The organism is Streptomyces sp. NPDC102462 (assembly GCF_044765425.1).
In the GTDB taxonomy this organism is placed as follows: Bacteria; Actinomycetota; Actinomycetes; order Streptomycetales; family Streptomycetaceae; genus Streptomyces.
In genome coordinates this window covers 1-21,252 of record NZ_JBIWKB010000098.1, presented here as the reverse complement: position 1 = coordinate 21,252, position 21,252 = coordinate 1, and the positions used below count along the sequence as shown (strand labels likewise).

At 73.1% G+C, this 21,252-nt stretch carries 18 protein-coding genes and 1 rRNA gene; 5 read left to right on the top strand and 14 right to left on the bottom strand.

The window, feature by feature from the left end; all coding sequences use genetic code 11:
- Positions 1 to 160 precede the first annotated feature (160 nt).
- Positions 161 to 1,855, bottom strand: a complete 1,695-nt coding sequence (locus tag ACIRFL_RS41705; protein ID WP_404040345.1) for a CTP synthase — start codon at positions 1,853 to 1,855, stop codon at positions 161 to 163.
- 527 nt (positions 1,856 to 2,382) lie between these two features.
- Here ACIRFL_RS41705 and ACIRFL_RS41700 point away from each other — a divergent pair.
- The 3 genes from ACIRFL_RS41700 to ACIRFL_RS41690 all read left to right on the top strand — a co-directional run bounded on the left by ACIRFL_RS41700 (position 2,383) and on the right by ACIRFL_RS41690 (position 7,440).
- Complete coding sequence (locus ACIRFL_RS41700) at positions 2,383 to 4,185, top strand: glycoside hydrolase family 15 protein (protein WP_404040342.1); 1,803 nt, start codon at positions 2,383 to 2,385, stop codon at positions 4,183 to 4,185.
- A 151-nt stretch (positions 4,186 to 4,336) separates the two neighbouring features.
- Entirely contained in the window at positions 4,337 to 5,719 is a 1,383-nt protein-coding gene (locus ACIRFL_RS41695; RefSeq protein ID WP_404040336.1) for an FAD-binding oxidoreductase, read from the top strand.
- A gap of 50 nt (positions 5,720 to 5,769) precedes the next feature.
- On the top strand, positions 5,770 to 7,440 hold the full coding sequence (locus ACIRFL_RS41690; protein WP_404040334.1) for a PucR family transcriptional regulator: 1,671 nt from the start codon (positions 5,770 to 5,772) through the stop codon (positions 7,438 to 7,440).
- A 6-nt stretch (positions 7,441 to 7,446) separates the two neighbouring features.
- Here ACIRFL_RS41690 and ACIRFL_RS41685 read toward each other — a convergent pair whose 3' ends face one another.
- The 6 genes from ACIRFL_RS41685 to ACIRFL_RS41660 form a co-directional block, all read right to left on the bottom strand.
- Complete coding sequence (locus tag ACIRFL_RS41685; protein ID WP_404040331.1) at positions 7,447 to 8,583, bottom strand: glycosyltransferase family 4 protein; 1,137 nt, start codon at positions 8,581 to 8,583, stop codon at positions 7,447 to 7,449.
- A gap of 302 nt (positions 8,584 to 8,885) precedes the next feature.
- Positions 8,886 to 9,035: a hypothetical protein gene (locus ACIRFL_RS41680; protein ID WP_404040328.1), complete on the bottom strand. Its 150-nt coding sequence runs from the start codon at positions 9,033 to 9,035 to the stop codon at positions 8,886 to 8,888.
- 24 nt (positions 9,036 to 9,059) lie between these two features.
- Entirely contained in the window at positions 9,060 to 10,802 is a 1,743-nt protein-coding gene (recN, locus tag ACIRFL_RS41675) for a DNA repair protein RecN (protein ID WP_404040325.1), read from the bottom strand.
- Positions 10,803 to 10,982: 180 nt separating this feature from the next.
- The gene (locus ACIRFL_RS41670) at positions 10,983 to 11,888 is read right to left on the bottom strand and encodes an NAD kinase (protein ID WP_404040323.1); all 906 of its coding nucleotides are present in this window, start codon (positions 11,886 to 11,888) and stop codon (positions 10,983 to 10,985) included.
- Positions 11,885 to 12,700: a TlyA family RNA methyltransferase gene (locus tag ACIRFL_RS41665; RefSeq protein WP_404040320.1), complete on the bottom strand. Its 816-nt coding sequence runs from the start codon at positions 12,698 to 12,700 to the stop codon at positions 11,885 to 11,887. The genes ACIRFL_RS41670 and ACIRFL_RS41665 overlap by 4 nt, the downstream gene beginning before the upstream one ends.
- A 7-nt stretch (positions 12,701 to 12,707) precedes the next feature.
- Positions 12,708 to 13,160, bottom strand: a complete 453-nt coding sequence (locus ACIRFL_RS41660) for a hypothetical protein (protein ID WP_404040317.1) — start codon at positions 13,158 to 13,160, stop codon at positions 12,708 to 12,710.
- 42 nt (positions 13,161 to 13,202) lie between these two features.
- On the opposite strand from ACIRFL_RS41660, the gene ACIRFL_RS41655 reads away from it, so the two are divergent.
- Positions 13,203 to 13,550, top strand: coding sequence for an SCP2 sterol-binding domain-containing protein (locus ACIRFL_RS41655; protein WP_404040314.1), 348 nt, complete (start codon positions 13,203 to 13,205; stop codon positions 13,548 to 13,550).
- Positions 13,551 to 13,617: 67 nt separating this feature from the next.
- Here the strand turns inward: ACIRFL_RS41655 and ACIRFL_RS41650 are convergent, their stop codons facing one another.
- From ACIRFL_RS41650 to ACIRFL_RS41635, 4 genes are all read right to left on the bottom strand, one after another.
- Positions 13,618 to 14,490: an ABC transporter ATP-binding protein gene (locus ACIRFL_RS41650; RefSeq protein ID WP_404040311.1), complete on the bottom strand. Its 873-nt coding sequence runs from the start codon at positions 14,488 to 14,490 to the stop codon at positions 13,618 to 13,620.
- Positions 14,487 to 15,560 (bottom strand): FecCD family ABC transporter permease, encoded by a 1,074-nt coding sequence (locus ACIRFL_RS41645; protein WP_404040308.1) that lies wholly within the window; start codon positions 15,558 to 15,560, stop codon positions 14,487 to 14,489. Before ACIRFL_RS41645 ends, ACIRFL_RS41650 begins: the two co-directional genes overlap by 4 nt.
- Positions 15,557 to 16,600, bottom strand: coding sequence for a FecCD family ABC transporter permease (locus tag ACIRFL_RS41640; RefSeq protein ID WP_404040305.1), 1,044 nt, complete (start codon positions 16,598 to 16,600; stop codon positions 15,557 to 15,559). Before ACIRFL_RS41640 ends, ACIRFL_RS41645 begins: the two co-directional genes overlap by 4 nt.
- Before the next feature lie 62 nt (positions 16,601 to 16,662).
- Positions 16,663 to 17,691: an HAD hydrolase-like protein gene (locus ACIRFL_RS41635; protein ID WP_404040303.1), complete on the bottom strand. Its 1,029-nt coding sequence runs from the start codon at positions 17,689 to 17,691 to the stop codon at positions 16,663 to 16,665.
- A 72-nt stretch (positions 17,692 to 17,763) separates the two neighbouring features.
- Between ACIRFL_RS41635 and ACIRFL_RS41630 the strand changes: the two genes are divergently transcribed.
- Positions 17,764 to 19,047 carry a DUF1015 family protein gene (locus ACIRFL_RS41630; protein ID WP_404040300.1) on the top strand — a complete coding sequence of 428 codons (1,284 nt, stop codon included), beginning with the start codon at positions 17,764 to 17,766 and terminating at the stop codon, positions 19,045 to 19,047.
- Positions 19,048 to 19,118: 71 nt separating this feature from the next.
- Here ACIRFL_RS41630 and ACIRFL_RS41625 read toward each other — a convergent pair whose 3' ends face one another.
- The 3 genes from ACIRFL_RS41625 to rrf form a co-directional block, all read right to left on the bottom strand.
- Positions 19,119 to 19,907: a tetratricopeptide repeat protein gene (locus ACIRFL_RS41625; RefSeq protein WP_404040339.1), complete on the bottom strand. Its 789-nt coding sequence runs from the start codon at positions 19,905 to 19,907 to the stop codon at positions 19,119 to 19,121.
- Positions 19,799 to 21,007: a hypothetical protein gene (locus ACIRFL_RS41620; RefSeq protein ID WP_404040348.1), complete on the bottom strand. Its 1,209-nt coding sequence runs from the start codon at positions 21,005 to 21,007 to the stop codon at positions 19,799 to 19,801. Before ACIRFL_RS41620 ends, ACIRFL_RS41625 begins: the two co-directional genes overlap by 109 nt.
- A gap of 150 nt (positions 21,008 to 21,157) precedes the next feature.
- Positions 21,158 to 21,252, bottom strand: a 5S ribosomal RNA gene (gene rrf / locus ACIRFL_RS41615); the annotation flags it as partial.

Below are 21,252 nucleotides of genomic sequence, written 5' to 3'. Positions count from 1 at the left end.
ACGTCCTGTGGGCCATGATCCGTGACGGAGCGTGCTATCACGCTTCACCTACCGTCACGGCTGCGGCTTGACAACACGATTGGGATGTCCTTCCGCGTGCACACGAGAAACCGGGGCGCCCACCGTGCGGGCGCACCCCGGCCACCGTACCGCCGGTGTGTTACTCGGAATCGCGCTCCGCACCCTCACTCGGAAGCGCGCTCCGCCGCACCGCGGCCTGCACGAGGCCCGCGAACAGCGGGTGCGGCCGGGTCGGGCGCGAGCGCAGCTCCGGGTGCGCCTGCGTGGCGACCAGGTAAGGGTGCACTTCGCGCGGGTACTCGACGTACTCGACGAGCTTGCCGTCCGGCGACGTACCGGAGAACACGATGCCCGCCTTCTTCTCCAGCTCCGCGCGGTAGGCGTTGTTGACCTCGTAGCGGTGGCGGTGGCGCTCCTCGACGTACTCCTTGCCGTCGTAGACCTCGCGCACGATGGAGCCCTCGGCCAGCTTCGCCGGGTACATGCCCAGCCGCATGGTGCCGCCCATGTCGCCGTCGCCGGCGACGATGTCGAGCTGTTCGGCCATGGTGGAGATGACCGGGTGGCCGGTGGCCGAGTCGAACTCGGTGGAGTTGGCGTCCGGGATGCCGGCCAGGTTGCGCGCGGCCTCGATCACGATGCACTGCAGGCCCAGGCACAGGCCGAGCAGCGGGATCCGGTTCTCGCGGGCGTAGCGGATCGCGCCGACCTTGCCGAGCACGCCGCGGTCGCCGAAGCCGCCCGGGATGCAGATGCCGTCGACGTCGGCGAGCTGGGCCTCGGCGCCGGCCGGGGTCTTGCAGTCGTCGGAGGTGACCCACTTGATCTTCACTCGGGCCCGGTTGGCGAAGCCGCCCGCGCGCAGCGCCTCGGTGACCGAGAGATAGGCGTCGGGCAGGTCGATGTACTTGCCGACCAGCGCGAGGGTGATCTCGTGCTCGGGGTTGTGGACGCGGTCGAGCAGGTCGTCCCAGGTCGTCCAGTCCACGTCGCGGAAGGGCAGGTCGAGCTTGCGGACGACGTAGGCGTCCAGGCCCTCGGTGTGCACGACCTTCGGGATGTCGTAGATCGAGCGGGCGTCGGGGCAGGCGACCACGGCGGCCTCGTCGACGTCGCACATCAGCGAGATCTTGCGCTTGATCGCGGTGGGCACCTCGCGGTCGCAGCGCAGGACAATGGCATCAGGCTGGATACCGATGTTCCGGAGGGCCGCGACCGAGTGCTGGGTCGGCTTGGTCTTCAGCTCACCGGAGGGTCCGATGTAGGGAAGCAGCGAGATGTGTACGACGAAGACGTTGTCCCGGCCCACCTCGTGCCGCACCTGGCGGACGGTCTCCAGGAAGGGCAGCGACTCGATGTCGCCGACGGTGCCGCCCACCTCGGTGATCACGACGTCCACCTCGTCGGTGGCCATGCGCCGGATGCGGTGCTTGATCTCGTTGGTGATGTGCGGGATGACCTGCACCGTGTCGCCCAGGTACTCGCCGCGCCGCTCCTTGGCGATCACGGTCGAGTAGACCTGGCCGGTGGTGACATTGGCGCTGCCGTCCAGGTCGCGGTCGAGGAACCGCTCGTAGTGTCCGATGTCCAGGTCGGTCTCGGCGCCGTCGTTGGTGACGAACACCTCACCGTGCTGGAAGGGGTTCATCGTGCCCGGGTCGACGTTCAGGTACGGGTCGAGCTTCTGCATCACGACGCGCAGGCCCCGGGCCTTGAGCAGCATGCCGAGGCTGGAGGCGGTGAGGCCCTTGCCGAGCGAGGAGGCGACACCCCCGGTGACGAAGATGTGCTTGGTCGTCGTGGCTGTGTTGGTCCTAAAAGCAGCGGGCGGCATGGCCAAGAGGGGGCTCCCGTGGTCGCGGTCTGGGGGTGCGGTGCGGCTCCGGTCCGGAGACTTCCGGGGTGCCGTCGCCGCGGTTCGGGGGACCCCTTATCGTCAGTATGTCCGTCGGGGGGCGCCCACCGGTCCACGGGCTACCAGGGTATCAGCGCCGTGGGGGCCTGGCTTCCGGCCACGCTCCGCACACACGTCGACACGGGCACGCACCGCTTACCCGGTTCTCACCCATTGCTCACTCGTTCGGCTCATACAGGTTGCCCGGAGCGGCACGCAGATCATCTACGTGCGTCGTATCCTGCTCGGACACTCGCTGCCGAGCCCGGCCGGCAAGACGGCACACCCCCGCCCGTATCCACCGGAACAACGAGAGCTCGTCAGTTCGTTGAGTTGTGATCGTCGTTTTGCCTCAGGGCCGGACGACTGATTTGCTTCAAAGCTCAACGACGCATAACAACACCCCTTGACCGCAATTAGCGACAACCCCGTTCCGGGGTGACGTGGCCGTTCGACTGGAGTTGCACGTGGCCGGGCGCATCGAAGATTACGCACTCATCGGAGACATGCAGACCGCTGCGCTGGTCTGCCGGGACGGCACAGTGGACTGGCTGTGCCTGCCCCGCTTCGACTCGCATGCCATCTTCGCCGGCCTGCTGGGCACCGAGGAACACGGATTCTGGCGGCTCGGCCCCGCCCACGCCGCCGACGCCCAGCCGCCCACGGCCGCCCGGCGCACCTACCGCGGCGACTCGCTGATCCTGGAATCCGAGTGGGACACCCCACGCGGCACCGTCCGCGTGACGGATTTCATGCCCCCGCGTGACGGCGCCCCGCAGCTGATCAGGATCGTCGAGGGCGTCACCGGCCGGGTGCCCATGCGCTCCGCCCTGCGGATGCGCTTCTCCTACGGCCGGGTCGTGCCCTGGGTGCACAAGCACGACGGGCGCACGGTCGCGGTCGCAGGACCGGACTCGGTGTGGTTCGACACCACCGCGGAGACCTACGGCAAGTCGCTCACGACGTACGCCGACTTCACCGTCGCCCCCGGCGACCGGATCGCGTTCACCATCTCCTGGCAGCCCTCGCACCGGGAACCGCCGGCGCTGCCCGAGCCGGAGCAGTCGCTGGAGGCGACCGAGGAGTTCTGGCGCGAGTGGGTCGAGCACTGCACCTACCACGGGCCCTACCGGGAGGCGGTGATCCGCTCCCTGATCACCCTGAAGGCCCTGACGTACGCCCCGACGGGCGGCATCGTCGCCGCGCCCACCACGTCCCTGCCCGAGGACATCGGCGGCGTACGCAACTGGGACTACCGCTACACCTGGCTGCGGGACGCGGCGATCACCCTGTCCTCGCTGCTGCGCACCGGCTACCGCGAGGAGGCCCGCGCCTGGCGCGAGTGGCTGCTGCGGGCGGTGGCGGGCGACCCGGAGAACCTGCAGATCATGTACGGCATCGCGGGCGAGCGCGAGCTGGGCGAGGCGGAACTGGACTGGCTGCCCGGCTACGAGAAGTCCGCCCCGGTCCGGGTCGGCAACGGCGCCGCACACCAGCTCCAGCTCGACGTGTACGGCGAGGTCACCGAGGCCCTGCACCTGGCCCATATGACCGGCCTGGCCCGCAACGACTACGCCTCGCTGCTCCAGCTGAAGCTGATCCGCTACCTGGAGGACCACTGGGACGAGCCGGACGAGGGCATCTGGGAGGTGCGCGGCCCGCGCCGCCACTTCGTGCACTCCAAGGTGATGGCCTGGGTCGCGGTGGACCGCACCATCAAGCTGATCGAGTCCGGTGACGCGGACGGCCCGCTGGAGCGCTGGCGCGAACTGCGCGACGACATCCACCGGGACGTGTGCGAGCGGGGCTACGACAAGGAACGCAACACCTTCACGCAGTCATACGGCTCCAAGGAGCTGGACGCCTCCCTGCTGCTGATCCCGCAGATGGGCTTCCTGCCGCCCGACGACAAGCGGGTCATCGGCACCATCGAGGCGATCCAGCGGGAGCTGTCCACCCCGGACGGCTTCATCCTGCGCTACCCCACCGAGGGCGAGCACAAGGGCGTCGACGGCCTCCCGGGCGACGAGGGCGCCTTCCTCGCCTGCTCGTTCTGGATGGCGGACGACCTCGCGATGATCGGACGCGTGGACGAGGCACGCAAGCTGTTCGAGAAGCTGCTGTCGCTGCGCAACGATCTCGGTCTGCTCGCCGAGGAGTGGGACCCGACCCGCAAGCGCCAGGTCGGCAACTTCCCGCAGGCCTTCAGCCACGTCCCGCTGATCGACACGGCCCTGCGCCTGACGGCCTCGGGCGCCTACGGCGGCTGAACGGAACCGGTTCAACAGCGCCCCGAAGGGGCGCGGGGAACTGCGCGACCAGCCACAACGGTGCCGCAGACGAGCGACGACGCCTCCCTGCATCTCCAGCGGAGCGCTTAGGCTGGAAACCGAGCCCGCCCTGCCCGGGAAGGGGGCGGCCATGGGTTTCCGCTCGACGGCGGGCGCCGCACTCGCCGCGCTGCGCGCGGATCTAACCGGTGACGTGTTCGCCCCGTCAGACGCCGGCTACGACGCGGCCCGTGCCGTGTTCAACGCCGCCGTCGACCGGCGTCCGGCGGTGATCGCGCGGTGCGCGGACACCGCGGACGTCGTCCGTGCCGTGCGCTTCGGCCGGGACCTGGACCTGCACATCGCGGTGCGCGGCGGCGGGCACGCGGTGGCGGGCACGGCCCTGGGCGACGCGGCGCTCGTGATCGATCTGCGGCGCATGCGCGGGGTGAGGGTGCGCCCCGACGCGGCGACGGCGCGTGTCGAGGGCGGGGCCACCCTGCGCGATCTGGACCGGGCCGCCGGGCGGCACGGGCTGGCGAGCAGCGGCGGATGCGCCCCGGGCATCGGCGTGGCGGGCTTCGTGCTGGGCGGCGGCACCGGTCGGCTGGACCGCGCCTTCGGGCCCGCCGTCGACGACCTGCGCGGCGTGGAGCTGGTCACGGCCGACGCCGAGCGGGTGCGGGCGAGCCCCGACGAGAACCCCGAGCTGTTCTGGGCGCTGCACGGCGGCGGCGGCAATTTCGGCGTCGCCACCGCGCTCACCCTGGGCCTGCACGCCCTGCCCGAGTTCTCCCTCGCCCTGGTCGTGGGCCGGCCGGAGCACGGCGGCGACCTGGTGCGCGCCTACCGCGAGATCATCGCCACCGGCCCCGACGAGGCGGGCGGCGCCGTCCTGTACACCACCGGCACCCCCGCGCCCTACCTGCCGGAGCGCCTGACCGGGCGGCCGGTGTGCGCGGCCCTGCTGACGTACGCGGGCGGACCGACGGCGCTGCGCCGGCTCGCCGCGCCGCTGCTCGCGCTCCCCCACGAGGCGGACTTCGCCGGGCCGATGCCGTACGCCGCCGCCCCGTTCCCGGCCGCCGTGCCGCCGGGGCTGCGCCACCACTGGTCGGCGGAGTGCCTGACGGAGCTGCCCGACGACCTGGTGGACGTCTTCTGCGCCCGCGCACGCCGCATGCCTGCGGCGACCGGCAGCCGGTACCTGCTTCTCGCGCGGGGCGGCGCCTGCGCCGCGGGCCCCGCCGAACTGCCGCTGGCCCACCGGCGCGCACCCTGGCTGGTGCACCCCTGCGCGATATGGGCGGACCCGGCCGACGACGAGCGGGCCGCGGCCTGGGTCCGGGACGCCCGCGCCGACGTCGGACCGTGGCGGACCGGGGCCGTCTGCCTCACCCTCATCGGCGACGAGGGACCCGAGCGGGTGCGGGCGGGTCTTGGCGCCGGGAACACCCTGCGGCTGGCCAAGGTCAAGCGCCGCTACGACCCGGACAACGTGTTCCGGTACAACCACAACATCCGGCCGGTGTAGCCGGGACCGAAAGATGTCCGGAACGGGTTCGCGCAGGTAGCGTCCGCTGCATGGACAGCCGTACGGACAGCACAGCGGGCAGCGGACTCGACACGCAGGGCGCCGGGATCACCGTTCAGCGGGCGCTCGAACTGCCTGGGCTGCGCAGCGGGCTCCCGGAGATCCTGGCGGGCGCCGACCGGCTGGGGCGCACGGTCCGCTGGGTGCACGCGGGCGAGGTGCCCAACATCGCCTCCCTGCTCAAGGGCGGCGAGCTGCTGCTCACCACGGGCTACGGACTCGGCACCCGGCCCGCCGAGCAGCGGGCGTTCGTACGCACCCTCGCCGAGCGCGGCATCGCCGCGCTCGTGGTGGAGCTGGGCCCGCGGTTCACCCGGCTGCCCGCCGCCGTGGTGGACAGCGCCCGCGGCGCCGGGCTGCCGCTTGTACAGCTGCACCGCGAGGTGCCGTTCGTGGCGGTCACCGAGGAGATACACACCGAGATCGTCAACGGCCACTACGCGCTGCTCCAGCGCGCCGAGGAGGTGCACCGGCGCTGCACCCAGGCCCTGCTGGGCGGCGGCGGGGTGCCGCAGGTGCTGGAGATCCTGGCCGGCTCCAGCGGCAACCCGGTCTTCCTGGAGACCGCGGACGGCCGGCTGCTGTACGCGGCCGGGGCCGGGCCCGAGGGCGCGGACCCGCTCCAGGTGTGGGAGGGGCTGCGCGGCCAGCACCAGGACGCCCCGCCGCCCGCCGGTTCGGTGCTGGTGGACGTGCCGGGGGGCGGCCCGGGTCCGGGGTCGGTGCGCGCCCGGCTCGTGCTGCTCCCGGTGCGCGCCCCCCTGGCGCCCGTGCACCGCATGGCCGCCGAGCAGGCCGCGGGCATCCTGGCCGTGGTGCTGATGCAGGCACGCCAGGAGGAGGAGCTGGCGGCGCGCGGCCGGGGCGACTTCCTCAGCGACCTCGCGGAGGGCCGTATCGCCGCCGAGGACGCGCCCGCGCAGGCCCGGGTGCTGGGCTTCAAGCCCGGCAACAGCCCGCTGCTGCCGGTCGTGATGCGGCTCGGCGAGACCCTGGCGCCGGGCGCGGGCACCGCGAGCGGCGGCTGGGCCGTCCTGGCCCGCGCGGTCGCGGAGGAGCTGGCCGCGCTGGGCATGCCGGTGCTGCTGGGCGTGCGGCCGGTCGAGGGCCGGGTCCCGCTGCTGCTGGGGCTGCGCTCGGAGGCGGAGCGGCCGGCGGTCGCGGACCGGGTCGCCGTGGCGCTGCGGGCCGGGGTGGAGCGGGCGGGCCTGCACCGGCCCGGTGCCCGGCCGCCCGTGGTGGTGGTCGGGGTCGCCGGCGGCTGGGCGTCCGTGCCGGCCGGGCTGCGGCACGCGGCGGAGGCGGCGACGGCGGCGCAGGGCCTCGCGGACCGCCCCTGGTACGACGCGCGCCGGCTGGACATCGACCTCCTGCTGTGGCGGCTGCGCGACCACCCGGACCTGGCGGCCTTCGTGGACCGGGCGATCGGTCCGCTGCGCGAGCACGACCGCCGGTCCAAGCCGCCGTTGCTGCCCACGCTGGAGACCTATCTGGCGCACGCGGGCCGCAAGGCCGAGACCGCCCGCGAGCTGCATCTGAACCGGCAGACCCTGTACAACCGGCTCGCCCGCATCGGGGAGTTGCTGGGCACCGACCTGGACGACCCGCAGACCGTGCTGGCCCTGAGCCTGGCCCTCCGGGCACGCCGGCACGTGCCCTGACGGTGCTCAGGCCATCGGCTGCGGCTGGGTCAACTCGTCGTAGACGCTGAGGACCTGGGCGACCGTCTCGTCCTCGGTTGGCCAGCAGGCGGTCTGTCGTACGCCCTTGTCCCTGAGCCGTTCACGGCGTTCGGGGTCGCCGAGCAACCGGACGACGGCGTCGGCGAGCGCGTCCGGGTCGCCGTACGGGACGAGTTCGGCCGCATCGCCGACCAGGTCGGGGATGCCGCCGACGGCGGTCGCGACGAGCGGCACGCCCGCGTGCAGCGCCTCCTGGGCGAGCACGGGCCGGGACTCCCATCTGCTGCACAGCAGCGCGATGTCGGCGGCGGCGAGCAGCCCGCCGGCGTCCTCGCTGCGTCCGATGAGCCGGACCGGCAGTTCCTCGTCCTCGATGCGGCGCGTCAACTCGCCGCGCAGCGGGCCCTCGCCCGCGATGACGAGCAGCGGTACGGGGTCGAGGCCGCGCCAGGCGCGCGCCGCGTCCAGCAGCACGTCGTATCCGCGGTACCGGTCGAGGGAGCCGACGGCGACGAGCAACGGGCGGCCGGTGGCGCCGAGTTCGGCCCGCACCTTGGGGGACGGCGGGTCCGGTTCCGCGGGTTCGGCGGCGCGGCTCGGCCGGGCCAGGGAGACCCCGGCGAGCCGGGCGTCCCGGGCGCCGGTGCTGCGGGCCGCGTCCACCAGGTCCGAGGAGGTGCCGAGCAGCACGGTGGCGGCCCGCGCCACCCTGCGCTCCAGCATCCGCAGCAGATGCGCGCGGGCCCCCTCGGCCTGCACCCGGTCGTGCCAGGTGACCACGAGCGGGGTACGGCGTCCGCTGAGCGCCAGCACGGTGCGGAAGGAGGCGTGCAGCCCGTGAGCGTGCACCAGGTCGGCGCCGGTGCAGGCGGCGCGCAGCGCGGCCACGGACGCCGGGTCGCTGCTGCGCGGGACGTGGACGTGGTCGGCGCCGACACCGCTGAAGTCGTACGCGTGATCGGCGTCGACGGGCGCGCACACCGTGACCCGCACGCCCCGCGCGACCAGTCCCGCGGCCAGCGACCGCACGTGCGCGCTGCTGCCGGCGTTGCCCCCGCCCAGCACTTGGACGGTGCGCAGCGGCGACTGTCCGTGCGGTGCGGTACTGCTCACGGGGGTCACGTGGCCGGGGCTCCTGATTCGGCGTGGGGCGGGTACGAAGAAACGTACAGAAGGTATCGGGTGGCGGGGGTGGTCCGCGCGCGCCTCCCACGCGCACCGGCTTCCCCGCCAAGGATGCCAGCTCAGACGGGCGTTGCGGGAAATCGGGGCAGGCGCGGGGCGCGCAGGACCGGCGCAGTGCGCCGGAGCGCATCACCCACACGAGCGACCCCCCGAACCCCCACCCGAACCCCACCGGCCCCCTCGGGCCACTCAGCGAGGCCGAACCCTCCGGTCGCCTCCGAGCGTCCCGTCAGCTCGCATCACCCTGCCGGGACGGTGCGCCCGGCGCAGTTGGTCCGCTTCCGGCGCTCCCGGCCGCCCGGCGCCGTGGCGCGCAGCACGGCGCCCACCGCGCGGGTGAGCGCGGCGGCGAGGACGCGGGTCCCGCCGGCCCGGCCACCGGTGATCACCGCAGTGTCCCCGGCGCCCCGCCGCTATCCGTCGGCCCGGGCCGTGGCCAGCAGTTCCTCCGCGTGTGCGCGCGCCGTCTCGGAGTCCTCCTGACCGGCCAGCATCCGGGACAGCTCGCGAATGCGGTCCTCGCCTTCCAGTGCCTTCACGCCGGACCGGGTCACCGAGCCGTCGTTGGTCTTCTCGACGAGCAACTGCCGGTCGGCGAAGGCGGCGACCTGCGGAAGGTGGGTGACGACCACGACCTGCGCCGTCCTGGCGAGCCGGGCCAGCCGGCGCCCGATCTCCACCGCCGCCTTACCGCCGACACCGGCGTCGACCTCGTCGAAGAGGTACGTCGGCACCGGGTCCGTGCCCGCGAAGACGACCTCCACGGCGAGCATCACGCGCGACAGCTCACCGCCGGACGCCCCCTTGGCGATGGGCCGGGGCGGCGCGCCCGGGTGCGGGGCGAGCAGCAGTTCCACCTCGTCCACGCCCGACGGCCCGTAGGCGACCGCGCGCCCGCCGACCTCGACGCCTTCCGGGTCCTCGGTCTGCCGGATGGCGAAGGAGACCCGCGCGTGCGGCATGGCGAGCGAGGCCAGCTCGGCGGTCACGGCGGCGGCGAACCGTTCCGCGGCCTCCGTACGCGCGTCCGTCAACGCCTGTGCGAGACCGCCCAGTTCGCTGCGCAGCGCGTCCCGCTCCGCGGTCAGCTCGTCGATCCGCTCGTCGTCGCCGTCGAGTTCGGTCAGCCGCGCGGCGCCCTGCTCGGCCCAGGCGAGCACGGCGCTGATGTCCTCGCCGTACTTGCGCGTCAGGGCGCCAAGGGCGGCCCTGCGCTCCTCCACGGCCGCGAGCCGCAGCGGATCGGCGTCCAGGTCGTCGGCGTACCCGGCCAGCTCGCCCGCCACGTCACCCAGCAGGATCCCGATCTCGCCGATCCGGTCGGCGAGCGAGGCCAGCGCCGGGTCGTGGGAGCGTACGGCCTCCAGGGCGCGGTGCGCGCCCGCGACGAGGGTCGCCGCGTCGATGCCCTCGGGGTCCTCGGGGTTGCCCGCGAGGGCGGCGTGCGCGGCGGTCGCGGCCGAGGACAGCGCCTCGGCGTGCCCGAGCCGTTCCGCCTCCTCCGCGAGTTCCACGTCCTCGCCGGGCCGGGGCTCGACGCCGGTGATCTCGTCGAGCCCGTAGCGCAGCATGTCGGCTTCCTGGGCGCGCTCACGCGCGCGTGTGACGATCTCCTCCAGCTCGGTCGCGACCGCCCGCAGCCGCCGGTACGCCTCCGCGTACTTGGCGAGCGGCCCGGCGACCGCGTCGCCCGCGTACCGGTCCAGCGCCTGCCGCTGCCGGGACAGCTTCAGCAGCCCCTGCTGGTCGGTCTGCCCGTGCACGGCGACCAGTTCGTCGGCCAGCTCGGCGAGCACCCCGACGGGTACGCTGCGCCCGCCGAGGTGGGCCCGCGAGCGTCCCTCGGCGGAGACGGTACGGCTGATGAGCAGCGCCCCGTCGTCCAGCTCGGCCCCGGCCTCCTCCGCGCGCACGGCGGCGGACGCGTCCGCCGGGACGGTCACCCGCCCCTCGACCACGGCCTTCTCGGCGCCGATCCGCACGAGCGCCGGATCCGCGCGCCCGCCCAGCAGCAGTCCCAGGCTGGTGACCACCATGGTCTTGCCGGCACCCGTCTCACCGGTGACGGCGGTGAACCCGGGCGACAGCTCGACGACGGCGTCGTCGATGACTCCGAGCGACCGTATCCGCATCTCCTCCAACACGGACACGACCATACGAGGTCCGAGCGGAGAAGTGCGACGGCCCCCGCCCCCATCGTGTGAAGGCGCAGGTGACGATTACGCATCGCCGACGCCCGTCACCCACACGAGTGCCGCGCCCCCGAAGGGGCGCGACCAGCCACAACGCAGCCGCAGACGAACAACAACGCGACACGGCCCCACCCAGCGGAGCGCCTAGCGAGGGGCCCCCCGCCACCCGGAGACCGGCAGCGCGAACTTGGCCACCAGCCGGTCGGTGAACGACGCGTGGTGCAGCCGCGCCAGCCGCACCGGCACCGCACCCCGGCGCACCTCGACCCGCGCGCCGGGCGGCAGTTCGATGGTGCGCCGCCCGTCGCACCACAGCACCCCCGGCTGGATGTGCGGCAGCACCTCGACCGCGAGCACCGAATCCGGCGAGGTCACCAGCGGCTTCGCGAACAGCGCGTGCGCGGAGATCGGCACCATGAGCAGCGCCTCCACCTCGGGCCACACCACGGGCCCGCCGGCCGAGAAGGCGTAAGCGGTCGACCCGGTGGGCGTCGACAGCACGATCCCGTCGCAGCCGAAGCCGGTCACCGGCCGCCCGTCGATCTCCAGCACGACCTCCAGCAGCTTCTCGGCGGACATCTTCTGCACGGCGGCCTCGTTCAGCGCCCAGTCCGTGTGCACGATGTCCCCGTTGCGGTGCACGACGACGTCGACGGTCATCCGCTCCTCGACCTCGTACGCCTTGCTCACCACCCGGTCGACGACCTTGTCGAGGTCGTCCCGCTCGGCCTCCGCGAGGAAGCCGACGCTGCCGAGGTTGACGCCGAGCATCGGCACTCCGGAGGCCCGCGCGAACTCCGCGCCGCGCAGCAGCGTCCCGTCTCCGCCGAGGACGATCAGCAGCTCGCAGCCGTCGAGGCACTGCGGGGTCGCCTCCTTGACCAGTTGGACCTCCTCCGGCAGCGGCAGGTCGATCGCCTCGTGCTCCAGCACCCGCACTCCGATGCCGGACCGCAGCAGCCCCTTGACCACCAGTTCGGCGCTGCGGATCGCCGCGGGGCGCCCGGTGTGGGCGAGCAGGAAAACAGTACGAGCGTGGTTGTCTGTCAACGCGGCCCCTCCGCCACTGCACGGTCAACGTCGGCCGGGTCCAGTTCCGGTGCCCCGGCCCGCAGCCAGAGAAAGTATTCGACATTGCCGGACGGCCCGGGCAGCGGACTCGCGGTGACTGCGTGGGCGCCGAGTCCCAGCTCCCACGCCCTGGCGGCCACCGCGCGCACGGCCTCGGCGCGCAGCTGCGGGCTGCGCACCACTCCCCCGCTGCCCAGCCGCTCCCTGCCCACCTCGAACTGCGGCTTGACCATCATCACCAGGTCGGCGTCCGGCGTCACACACCGCTTCAGGGCGGGCAGCACCAGCCCGAGCGGGATGAAGGACAGATCCCCCACGACAAGATCCACAGGCTCCCCATCGATCGCTTCAAGCGTCAACTCGCGTACGTTCGTACGGTCCTTGACGGTGACGCGTTCATCGTTGCGGAGGGACCAGGCGAGTTGTCCGTATCCGACGTCGACGGCGACGACGTGTGCGACGCCCGCGCGCAGCAGGACATCGGTGAAGCCGCCGGTGGACGCGCCGGCGTCCAGCGCCCGCCGGCCCTCGACGAGGAGCCCTCGCGGCACGAAGGCCGCGAGTGCCCCGGCGAGCTTGTGGCCGCCCCGGGAGACGTACTCCGGATCGCCGTCGTCGGCCGCGACGACGATCGCCGCCGCGGTCTCGACCTGGGTGGCGGGCTTGGTCGCGACGGTCTTGCCGACGGACACGCGGCCGGCGGTGATCAGCTGGCTCGCGTGCTCGCGCGAGCGCGCGAGCTTGCGGCGGACCAGTTCCGCGTCGAGACGGCGGCGTGCGACTCCTGCCACGTTCGGTTCAGCTCCTGACTTCGTACGGCCTCGGGGGCGCCGGCGGACCGGGGCGGGCGTCGAGCGCGGTGAGCGCGTCGCGCAGGCCCCTGTGTACATCCTCGTACACCTCGATGTGGCCGTCCGTGGCGAGGTGGTCGGCGTCGGCCAGCCGCTCGAGGCCGGCGTCGACGTCGGCGGAGCCGGTGGGGGTGCGCGGGACGTTCAGCGGTGCCGGGGCGGCCGGGTCGGGCTCCGGTTCGCCGGCGGTGCGGGACCCGGGCCCGGACCCGTCTGACGGCTCGTACCCGGGCCCGGCCCCGGCCTTGGGCCGGTGCTCGTCCCCTGGCTCGTACGGGTCCTCGTGCGGGGTGTCGTACTGGGTCTCGTACGGGTTCTCGTTCCCGGTCCGGACCGGGGGCCGCGGTTCCGGAACCGTCGCGTCCGCCCGGGGCCCGGTCTCGGGGGCAGTGTCGCTCATGCCCAGACGCTACCCCGAAGCCCTGGGGTACCGTCGGTCGCGATGGCCACGATCGAGGAGTGCCGCGCCGCACTCGAAAAACTCTCGGACAGCATGCAGTCGGCGGAGGGCGACGTCCGCGACGCCGCGTCCCTGGACCGTTCGGTGAGCTGTCACATCACCGACCTGGACGTCACCTTCACCGGCCGGATGACCGGCGGCCGGATCGAGATCGACGACACCCGCCAGGGGCCGCCGGTCTCGAAGGCGCAGATCAGACTCGCCATGGCCGGTGAGGACCTGGTGGACCTGGTCGACGGCGAGCTGCATTTCGCCAAGGCGTGGGGCTCGGGCCGGGTGAAGCTGGAGGCGAACCTGCTCGACCTGTTCCGGCTGCGGAATCTCCTCTAGACCCGGCGAGGCCCGGCCCGCGGCCCCCTCCAGGACGCCCGCACGGCGACCAGGCCCCCGGCGGGACTCAGGAGGCGTCGCCGGCCGGCACGCGTGCGCGTGCCTTGCGGGCCGCCGGGACCACCAGCGGGGTGCCCGTCTCCGGGTCGTCGATGACCTGGCAGCGCAGTCCGAAGACCTCCTCCACCAGGTCGGCGGTGACCACGTCGTCCGGCGCGCCCTCGGCGATGACCCGGCCGCCCCGCAGGGCGATGAGATGGGTGGCGTACCGGGCCGCGTGGTTGAGGTCGTGCAGCACCGCGACCAGGGTGCGGCCCTGCTGCTCGTGGAGTTCGGCGCACAGGTCGAGGACGTCGATCTGGTGCTGGATGTCCAGGTAGGTGGTCGGCTCGTCGAGCAGCAGCAGCGGGGTCTGCTGGGCCAGCGCCATCGCGATCCACACCCGCTGCCGCTGACCGCCGGACAGCTCGTCGACGTAGCGGTCGGCCAGCTCGGCGACGCCGGTCTGGGCCATGGACTCCCGCACCACCCGCTCGTCCTCGGCCGACCACTGGCGCAGGATCCCCTGGTGCGGATACCGGCCGCGGCCCACCAGATCGCCCACGGTGATCCCGTCGGGCGCGATGGACGACTGGGGCAGCAGGCCCAGGGTGCGCGCGACCTGCTTCGCGGGCATCGACTGGATGACCTGCCCGTCCAGGAGCACCCGGCCCGTGGCCGGCTTCAGCATCCGCGACAGCGCCCGCAGCAGGGTCGACTTGCCGCACGCGTTCGGGCCGACGATCACCGTGAAGGAGTTGTCGGGGATCTCCACCGACAACTGCTCGGCGATGACGCGCTGGTCGTAGGCGAGGGTGACGTTCTCGGCGGACAGGCGGTTCACGGTGCTCCTTCGGGTGTTCTCGTGCGGTGCCCCGCCGGTTTCGTGGACGCCGCTCATATCCGGCCCGCCCTGCGCTCGGTGACCAGCAGCCACAGCAGATAGCCGCCACCGAGGACGCCGGTGACCACGCCGACGGGCAACTGGTCGGCGCCGAAGACGCGCTGCGCGGCCCAGTCGGCGGTGACCAGCAGGGCGGCGCCCATGCACAGGGCGGGCACCAGGTTGGGACCCGGCGAGCGGGTCAGGCGCCGGGCGAGCTGCGGCGCGGTGAGCGCCACAAAACTGACGGGCCCCGCGGCGGCGGTCGCGGCCGCGGTCAGCAGCACGGCCGCCACCAGCATCAGCATCCGTACCCGCTCGACACGGACTCCGAGGGCGTACGAGACGTCATCGCCCATCTCCGTCATCCGCAGCCCCCGCGCGTTGACGAGGACGACCGGTACGAGAACGGCGCACAGCCCGAGCAGCGGCCAGACCTGGCTCCAGTCCCGGCCGTTGAGGGACCCCGTCATCCACACGACGGCGCGGGCGGCGTCGACCAGGTCGGCCTTGGTGAGCAGATAGCCGTTGACGGCGGTGACGACCGCGTTGACGCCGATGCCGACCAGGACCAGCCGGTATCCGTGCACGCCCCGCTTCCAGGCGAGCAGGTAGATGGCGAGCCCGGTGAGCAGACCGCCGGCGAGCGCGCCGACGGTGACCGAGGCGGCGGACCCGGACATCAGCACGATCACGACGAGCGCGCCCGCCGTGGAGCCCTGCGAGAGGCCCAGCACGTCCGGGCTGCCCAGCGGGTTGCGCGACACGGACTGGAACAGGGCGCCGCCGAGGCCGAGCGAGGCGCCGACCAGCAGGCCGACCAGGACGCGCGGCAGCCGCAGCTCGTTGACGATGAGCTCCTGGAACGGGGTGCCGTTCCCGACGAGCGTGCGCAGCACGTCACCGGCCGGGATCGCGGCGTCGCCGGTGCCGATCAGCAGCACGCTCGCGGTCCCTGCGGCGACGAGCAGCAGGACGACGACGATCAGGGCGCGGGGATCCAGCCGCAGGGAGAGCCCTCCGGGGGTGCGCACGGCGCGCACGTCACGGCCCGCACGGCTCGCACGGTTCGTCTGATGGGTCTTCACAGCTGCGCCGTCCTCCGCCGTCGTACGAGAAAGATGAAGACCGGGCCGCCGATGACCGCGGTGACGATGCCCACCTGGAGTTCCGCGGGGCGCGCGACGACCCGCCCGAGGACATCGGCGCCGAGCAGCAGCACGGGCGACAGGACGGTCGCGTACGGCAGGATCCAGCGCAGGTCGGGGCCGGTGAAGGAGCGCACGGCGTGCGGCACCATCAGGCCGACGAACACGATGGGTCCGCAGGCCGCGGTCGCGGCGCCGCACAGCACGGTCGCGGCGAGCATGGCCAGCGCGCGGGTGCGGTTGAGGTTGGCGCCGAGGGCGCGGGCGGTGTCGTCGCCCATGGCGACGGCGTTCAACGGCCGGGCGAGCAGCAGCGCGAGGACCGTGCCGGAGGCGAGGAACGGCAGGACCTGCACGATGGTCGAGTCGGTGGCCGAGGCCAGTGAACCCACCGTCCAGAAGCGCATCTTGCCCAGCGCCGCGTCGTCCGTGATCATCACGGCCTGGAGATAGCCGTACAGGGCGGCGCTGATCGCCGTACCGGCGAGCGCGAGCCGCACGGGGGTGGCGCTCCGGCTGCCGCCGAGGAACCACACGAGCGCGCCGACGGCGGCGGCGCCCGCGAAAGCGAACCACAGGTAGCCGTTCAGGCTGGTGACGCCGAAGAAGGTCATGGCCGTGACGACCGCGGCGGACGCGCCCGCGTTGATGCCGAGCAGTCCGGGGTCCGCCAGCGGGTTGCGGGTGAGCGCCTGCAACACCGCCCCGGACAGGCCGAGCGCGGCGCCGGCGAGCAGCCCGAGAACGGTGCGGGACAGCCGCTGGTCGACGACCACATCGCCGTAGGTGCCCGTATCGTGGAACAGTCCGTGCCAGACCTGCTCAAGCGACAGCTCTTTCGCCCCGATGGCGATGCTCGCCAAGGCGACGAGCAGCAGCATCGCGACGGCGACGAGGAGCCCAAGGGCCCGCGCCGTACGGCGGGTTGGGGGCGCGGAGGCATGCCCCGAGCGCTCTTCGGGAGGACTGTCGACCAACACGAGGTTAGGTTAGCCTACCCTCGCATCACTTCTCGATGCGGAGTCCCGCCCGGCCGCCCGCCTCAGAGCGCGAGCCGCGCCAGCGCCTTACCCCCGTCCAGCTCGCAGGAACCCGGGCCGGCCGCCGTCCAGGCCGCCGCGCACAGGGCGCGCAGCCCGTCCACCGCCGCGCCGTCGCCCGTCAGCTCCAGCCTGCCGTCGGTGGCCGTCGCCGTCCAGCCCGCGCAGCAAAAACCCGCGCCGTCCTCGGCGACCTCGGGCTGTCCCGTGAGCAGACCGCGCAGGTCGGCGTCCACATAGGTGGGCCGGTGCCGGGGCGGCGCGGCGAGCAGCTGTGCGGCGTCGGTGACGCCCGTCAGCACAAGCAGCGAGTCGACGCCGCCGTTGAACGCGCCCTCGATGTCCGTGTCCAGCCGGTCCCCGACGACCAGCGGACGCACCGCCCCGGTCCGCAGGATCGTCTCCCGGTGCATGGGCGGCAGCGGCTTCCCGGCCACCTGCGGCTCGGCGCCCGTGGCGATCCGCACCACCTCCACCGCCGCACCGTTGCCCGGGGCGATCCCGCGCGCGCTGGGAATCGTCAGATCCGTGTTGGACGCGAACCACGGCACACCGCGCGCGACGGCGTAGCACGCCTCAGCGAAACGGCCCCAGGGCAGGTCAGGACCGCCGTAGCCCTGCACGACCGCCGCCGGGTCGTCGTCCGCGGACTCCACCGGCCGCAGACCGCGCTCGCGCAGCGCCGACCGCAGCCCCTCACCGCCGATCACCAGCACCCGCGCGCCCGGCGGCACCTGCTCGCCGATCAGCCGCGCCACCGCCTGCGCGGAGGTGACGACGTCGTCGGCCCCGGTCGGGATACCCAGCTCGGTCAGGTGCGCGGCCACGGTGTCCGGGGTGCGCAGCGCGTTGTTCGTGACGTACGCCAGATGCATCCCGCCCGTGCGGGCCGCCGCCAGTGACTCGACCGCGTGCACGATGGCGTTCCCACCCGCGTACACCACCCCGTCCAGATCGAGCAGTGCCGTGTCGTACGCCTCGCTCAGGGGCCGCCCACTGCCCTCGGGCCTCGTCCTGACGCCCTGGCTCATTCCGCATCGCTCCTCGCTGCGCCGTTTTCCTCCGATCATCCCGCATGGGACCGACGCACGTACGATGCCGGGATGAAGACAGCAGGTCACCCGGAAGCAAAGACGCGCCGCGGCCTGGAACTCACCCCGTTCCGCGGCCTGCGCTACGACCCCGAACGGGTCGGAAGTCTGGCCGCCGTGACGTCCCCGCCGTACGACGTCGTGGTCCGTCCGGACGGCGTGCGACACCTCCAGTCGGCCGATCCCCACAACATCGTCCGGCTGATTCTTCCGCAGGCGGACACGCCCACCGAAAGCAACAAACAGGCGGCCGAGACCCTGCACCACTGGCGGGCCGAGGGCGTGCTGGCCCCCGACCCCGAACCGGGGCTGTACATCTACGAGCAGCGCGACGGCGACGGCATGCTCCAGCGCGGCATCATCGGCGCCCTGCGCCTGTCGGAACCGGCCGAGGGCGTCGTCCTGCCGCACGAGGAGGTCATGCCGCCCGTCGTCGCGGACCGCGCCGCCCTGATGCGCGCCACCTGCGCCAACCTCGAACCGCTGCTCCTGACCTACCACGGCAACGGCTCCGCCGCCGATGTCGTGGAACGCACCACGCTGCGCGCCCCGCTGCTCGCCACGACCACCGAGGACGGCTTCCGCCACCTCCTGTGGTCGGTCACCGACCCGGACGACGTGGCCCGCGTGCAGACGGACCTCGCCCACCACCAGGCCCTGATCGCCGACGGCCACCACCGCTGGGCCACCTGTCTGCGGCTGCGCGCGGAGCACCCGTCGCCGAGCCCCTGGGACTACGGACTGGTCCTGCTGGTGGACACGGCCCGCTATCCGCTGCGCGTCCGCGCCATCCACCGGCTGCTGCACCGGCTGCCGGTGGCGAGCGCGCTGTCCGCCCTGGACGGACTCTTCCGGGTACGCCACCTGACGACGCCGCTGCCGCAGGCGCTGGCGGCCCTGGCCGAGGCGGCGTACGCCGGCAACGCCTTCCTGCTCGCGGGCGACGGCGCCTTCCACCTCGTCGACCGCCCGGACCCCGGCCTGCTGGCCCGTACGGTGCCCGCCGACCGCCCCGCCGCCTGGCGCGGCCTGGACGCCACGGTCCTGCACGCCACGCTCCTCGACCACGTCTGGCGCATCCCCGAGGACTCACCGGCGCACATCGCCTACATCCACGACACGGCCGCCACCGTCGCGAAGGCGGAGCGCGACGGTGGCACGGCGGTCCTGATGCACCCGGTCCACGAGGACGTCGTACGCGACCTGGCCCGGCAGGGCGTGACGATGCCCCGCAAGTCGACGTCGTTCGGCCCGAAGCCGGCCTCGGGCCTGGTCCTGCGGGTCCTGGACCTCTGAACCACCGGGGCCCGGGCCGAAAGGATCCGGCGCGGGTTCCTTTCGACCCGGGCCTCTTTCGACGGCGGGCGTCAGTCCTTGTCGCCGTCGTCTTCCAGCTCTTCCTTCTCTTCCTGCTCTTCCTTCGCCGCGGCACCGCGCGGTCCCTCGGCGCCGGCGTCGTCCTCGGCGCCCACCTGCTCGTCCAGCGCGTCGACGAACTCCACGCCGTCCAGCTCGGCCAGCCGGTCCGAGGCGTCCGTGCTGCCGTCCCGGTCGGCCTCGACTGCCTTGGCGAACCACTCGCGGGCCTGGTCCTCCCTACCGGCGGCGAGCAGCGCGTCCGCGTAGGCGTACCGCAGGCGCGCGGTCCACGGCTGTACCGAGTTGGAGGCCAGCTCGGGGCTCTGCAGCGTCACGATGGCCGCGTCCAGCTGGCCCATGTCGCGCCGGGCGCCGGCCGCGACCAGCCGCATCTCGACCTGCCCCGCCTTGTCCAGCTTGTGCACCTCGGGGGCGCCGGCCATGTCGAGCGCCTTCTCCGGCCGGCCCAGCCCGCGCTCGCAGTCGGCCATCACGGGCCACAGGTCGACGTTCCCCGTCATCCGCCGCGCCGCCCGGAACTCGGCAAGCGCCTCCGCGTACTTCTGGTTGGCGTACGCGGCGAACCCGGCCGCCTCCCGTACGGCGGCGACACGCGACGCCAGCCGCAGGGCCACCTTGGAGTACCCGTACGCGCCCTCGGGGTCCTCGTCGATCAGCCGGGCCACCATCACCAGGTTCCTGGCGACGTCGTCGGCGAGCGTCTTGGGCAGGCTCTGCAGCTCCTGCCGTACGTCCTTGTCGATCTCGTCACCCGTGACGTCCTCCGGGATCGGCAGCCGCTTGATCGGCTCACGGTCCCGGTCGCGCTCACGGTCCTCACGGAAGCGGCCCCCGCCACCGCGCCGATCGTCCCGACCACGGAACCCACCACCGGGCCGGCCACCCCGGTCATCCCGACGAAATCCACGCCCCCGATCGTCCCGCCGATCGTCACGGCGGTCATCACGCCGATCGTCACGGCGCTCGTCCCGAGCGCGGAACCCACCGCGGTCACCACGGTCACCGCGGTCGTCACGCCGGAACTCACGCCGATCGTCGCGACGGTCGTCACGGCGGTCGTCACGGCGGTCGTCACGCCCACGGTATCCACCGCGCTCACCGCGATCATCCGGACGGAAACCACGGTCGCGGTCATCCCGCCGGTCATCACGTCGGAAACCACGGTCACGGTCATCACGGCGGTCATCACGGCGGAAGTCGGGGCGTTCTCCACCGCGCCGGTCGTCCCGCCGGTCGTCCCGGCGAAACCCACGGTCACGGTCGTCACGGCGGTCGTCCCGGCGGAAGCCACCGTCCCGGTCATCGCGCCGGTCATCACGTCGGAAACCACGGTCACGGTCATCACGGCGGTCATCACGGCGGAAACCACGGTCACGGTCGTCCCGCCGGTCACCAGGCCGGAAACCACGGTCACGGTCATCACGGCGGTCATCGCGGCGGAAGTCGGGGCGTTCTCCACCGCGCCGGTCGTCGCGACGGTCGTCCCGCCGGAAGCCTCGGTCGCGGTCGTCCCGGCCACGGAAGCCTCCGCGGTCGTCCCGGCGGAAGCCACCGCGGTCGCGGTCATCACGGCCCCGCTGGCCACCGCGGTCGTCGCGGCGGGCGTACCCGCCGTATCCGCCACGCTCGCCACGATCGTCGTCGCGGCGATGGCGACGGTCGTCGTCACGCCGCTCGCCTCGATCACCCCGGTCGGTGCGCTCGCCACGGTCGTCACGGCGATACGACGGCCGGTCCCCGTCGCGCCGGAAACCACGGCCGCGGTCGCCGCCCCGATCGCCGCCACGATCGTCTCGGCGGCCGTAACCGCCGCGCTCACCACGGTCGTTGCCGCGCTGCGGGCCACCTCGGTAGCCGCCACGGTCACCGCGGTCACCACTGTCCCGTCGCCGCTGGTCGCGCTCCGGTCGCTCGTCGGGAGAGTTGGTGGACATGGTGACTCCTGTCTTCGGTACCGCAAGCATTGTAAAAACAAAAGGACCCCTGGTCCCAGCTGAACGCTGGTGACCAGGGGTCCTCAAAGATTGTTCGGCGGTGTCCTACTCTCCCACAGGGTCCCCCCTGCAGTACCATCGGCGCTGTAAGGCTTAGCTTCCGGGTTCGGAATGTAACCGGGCGTTT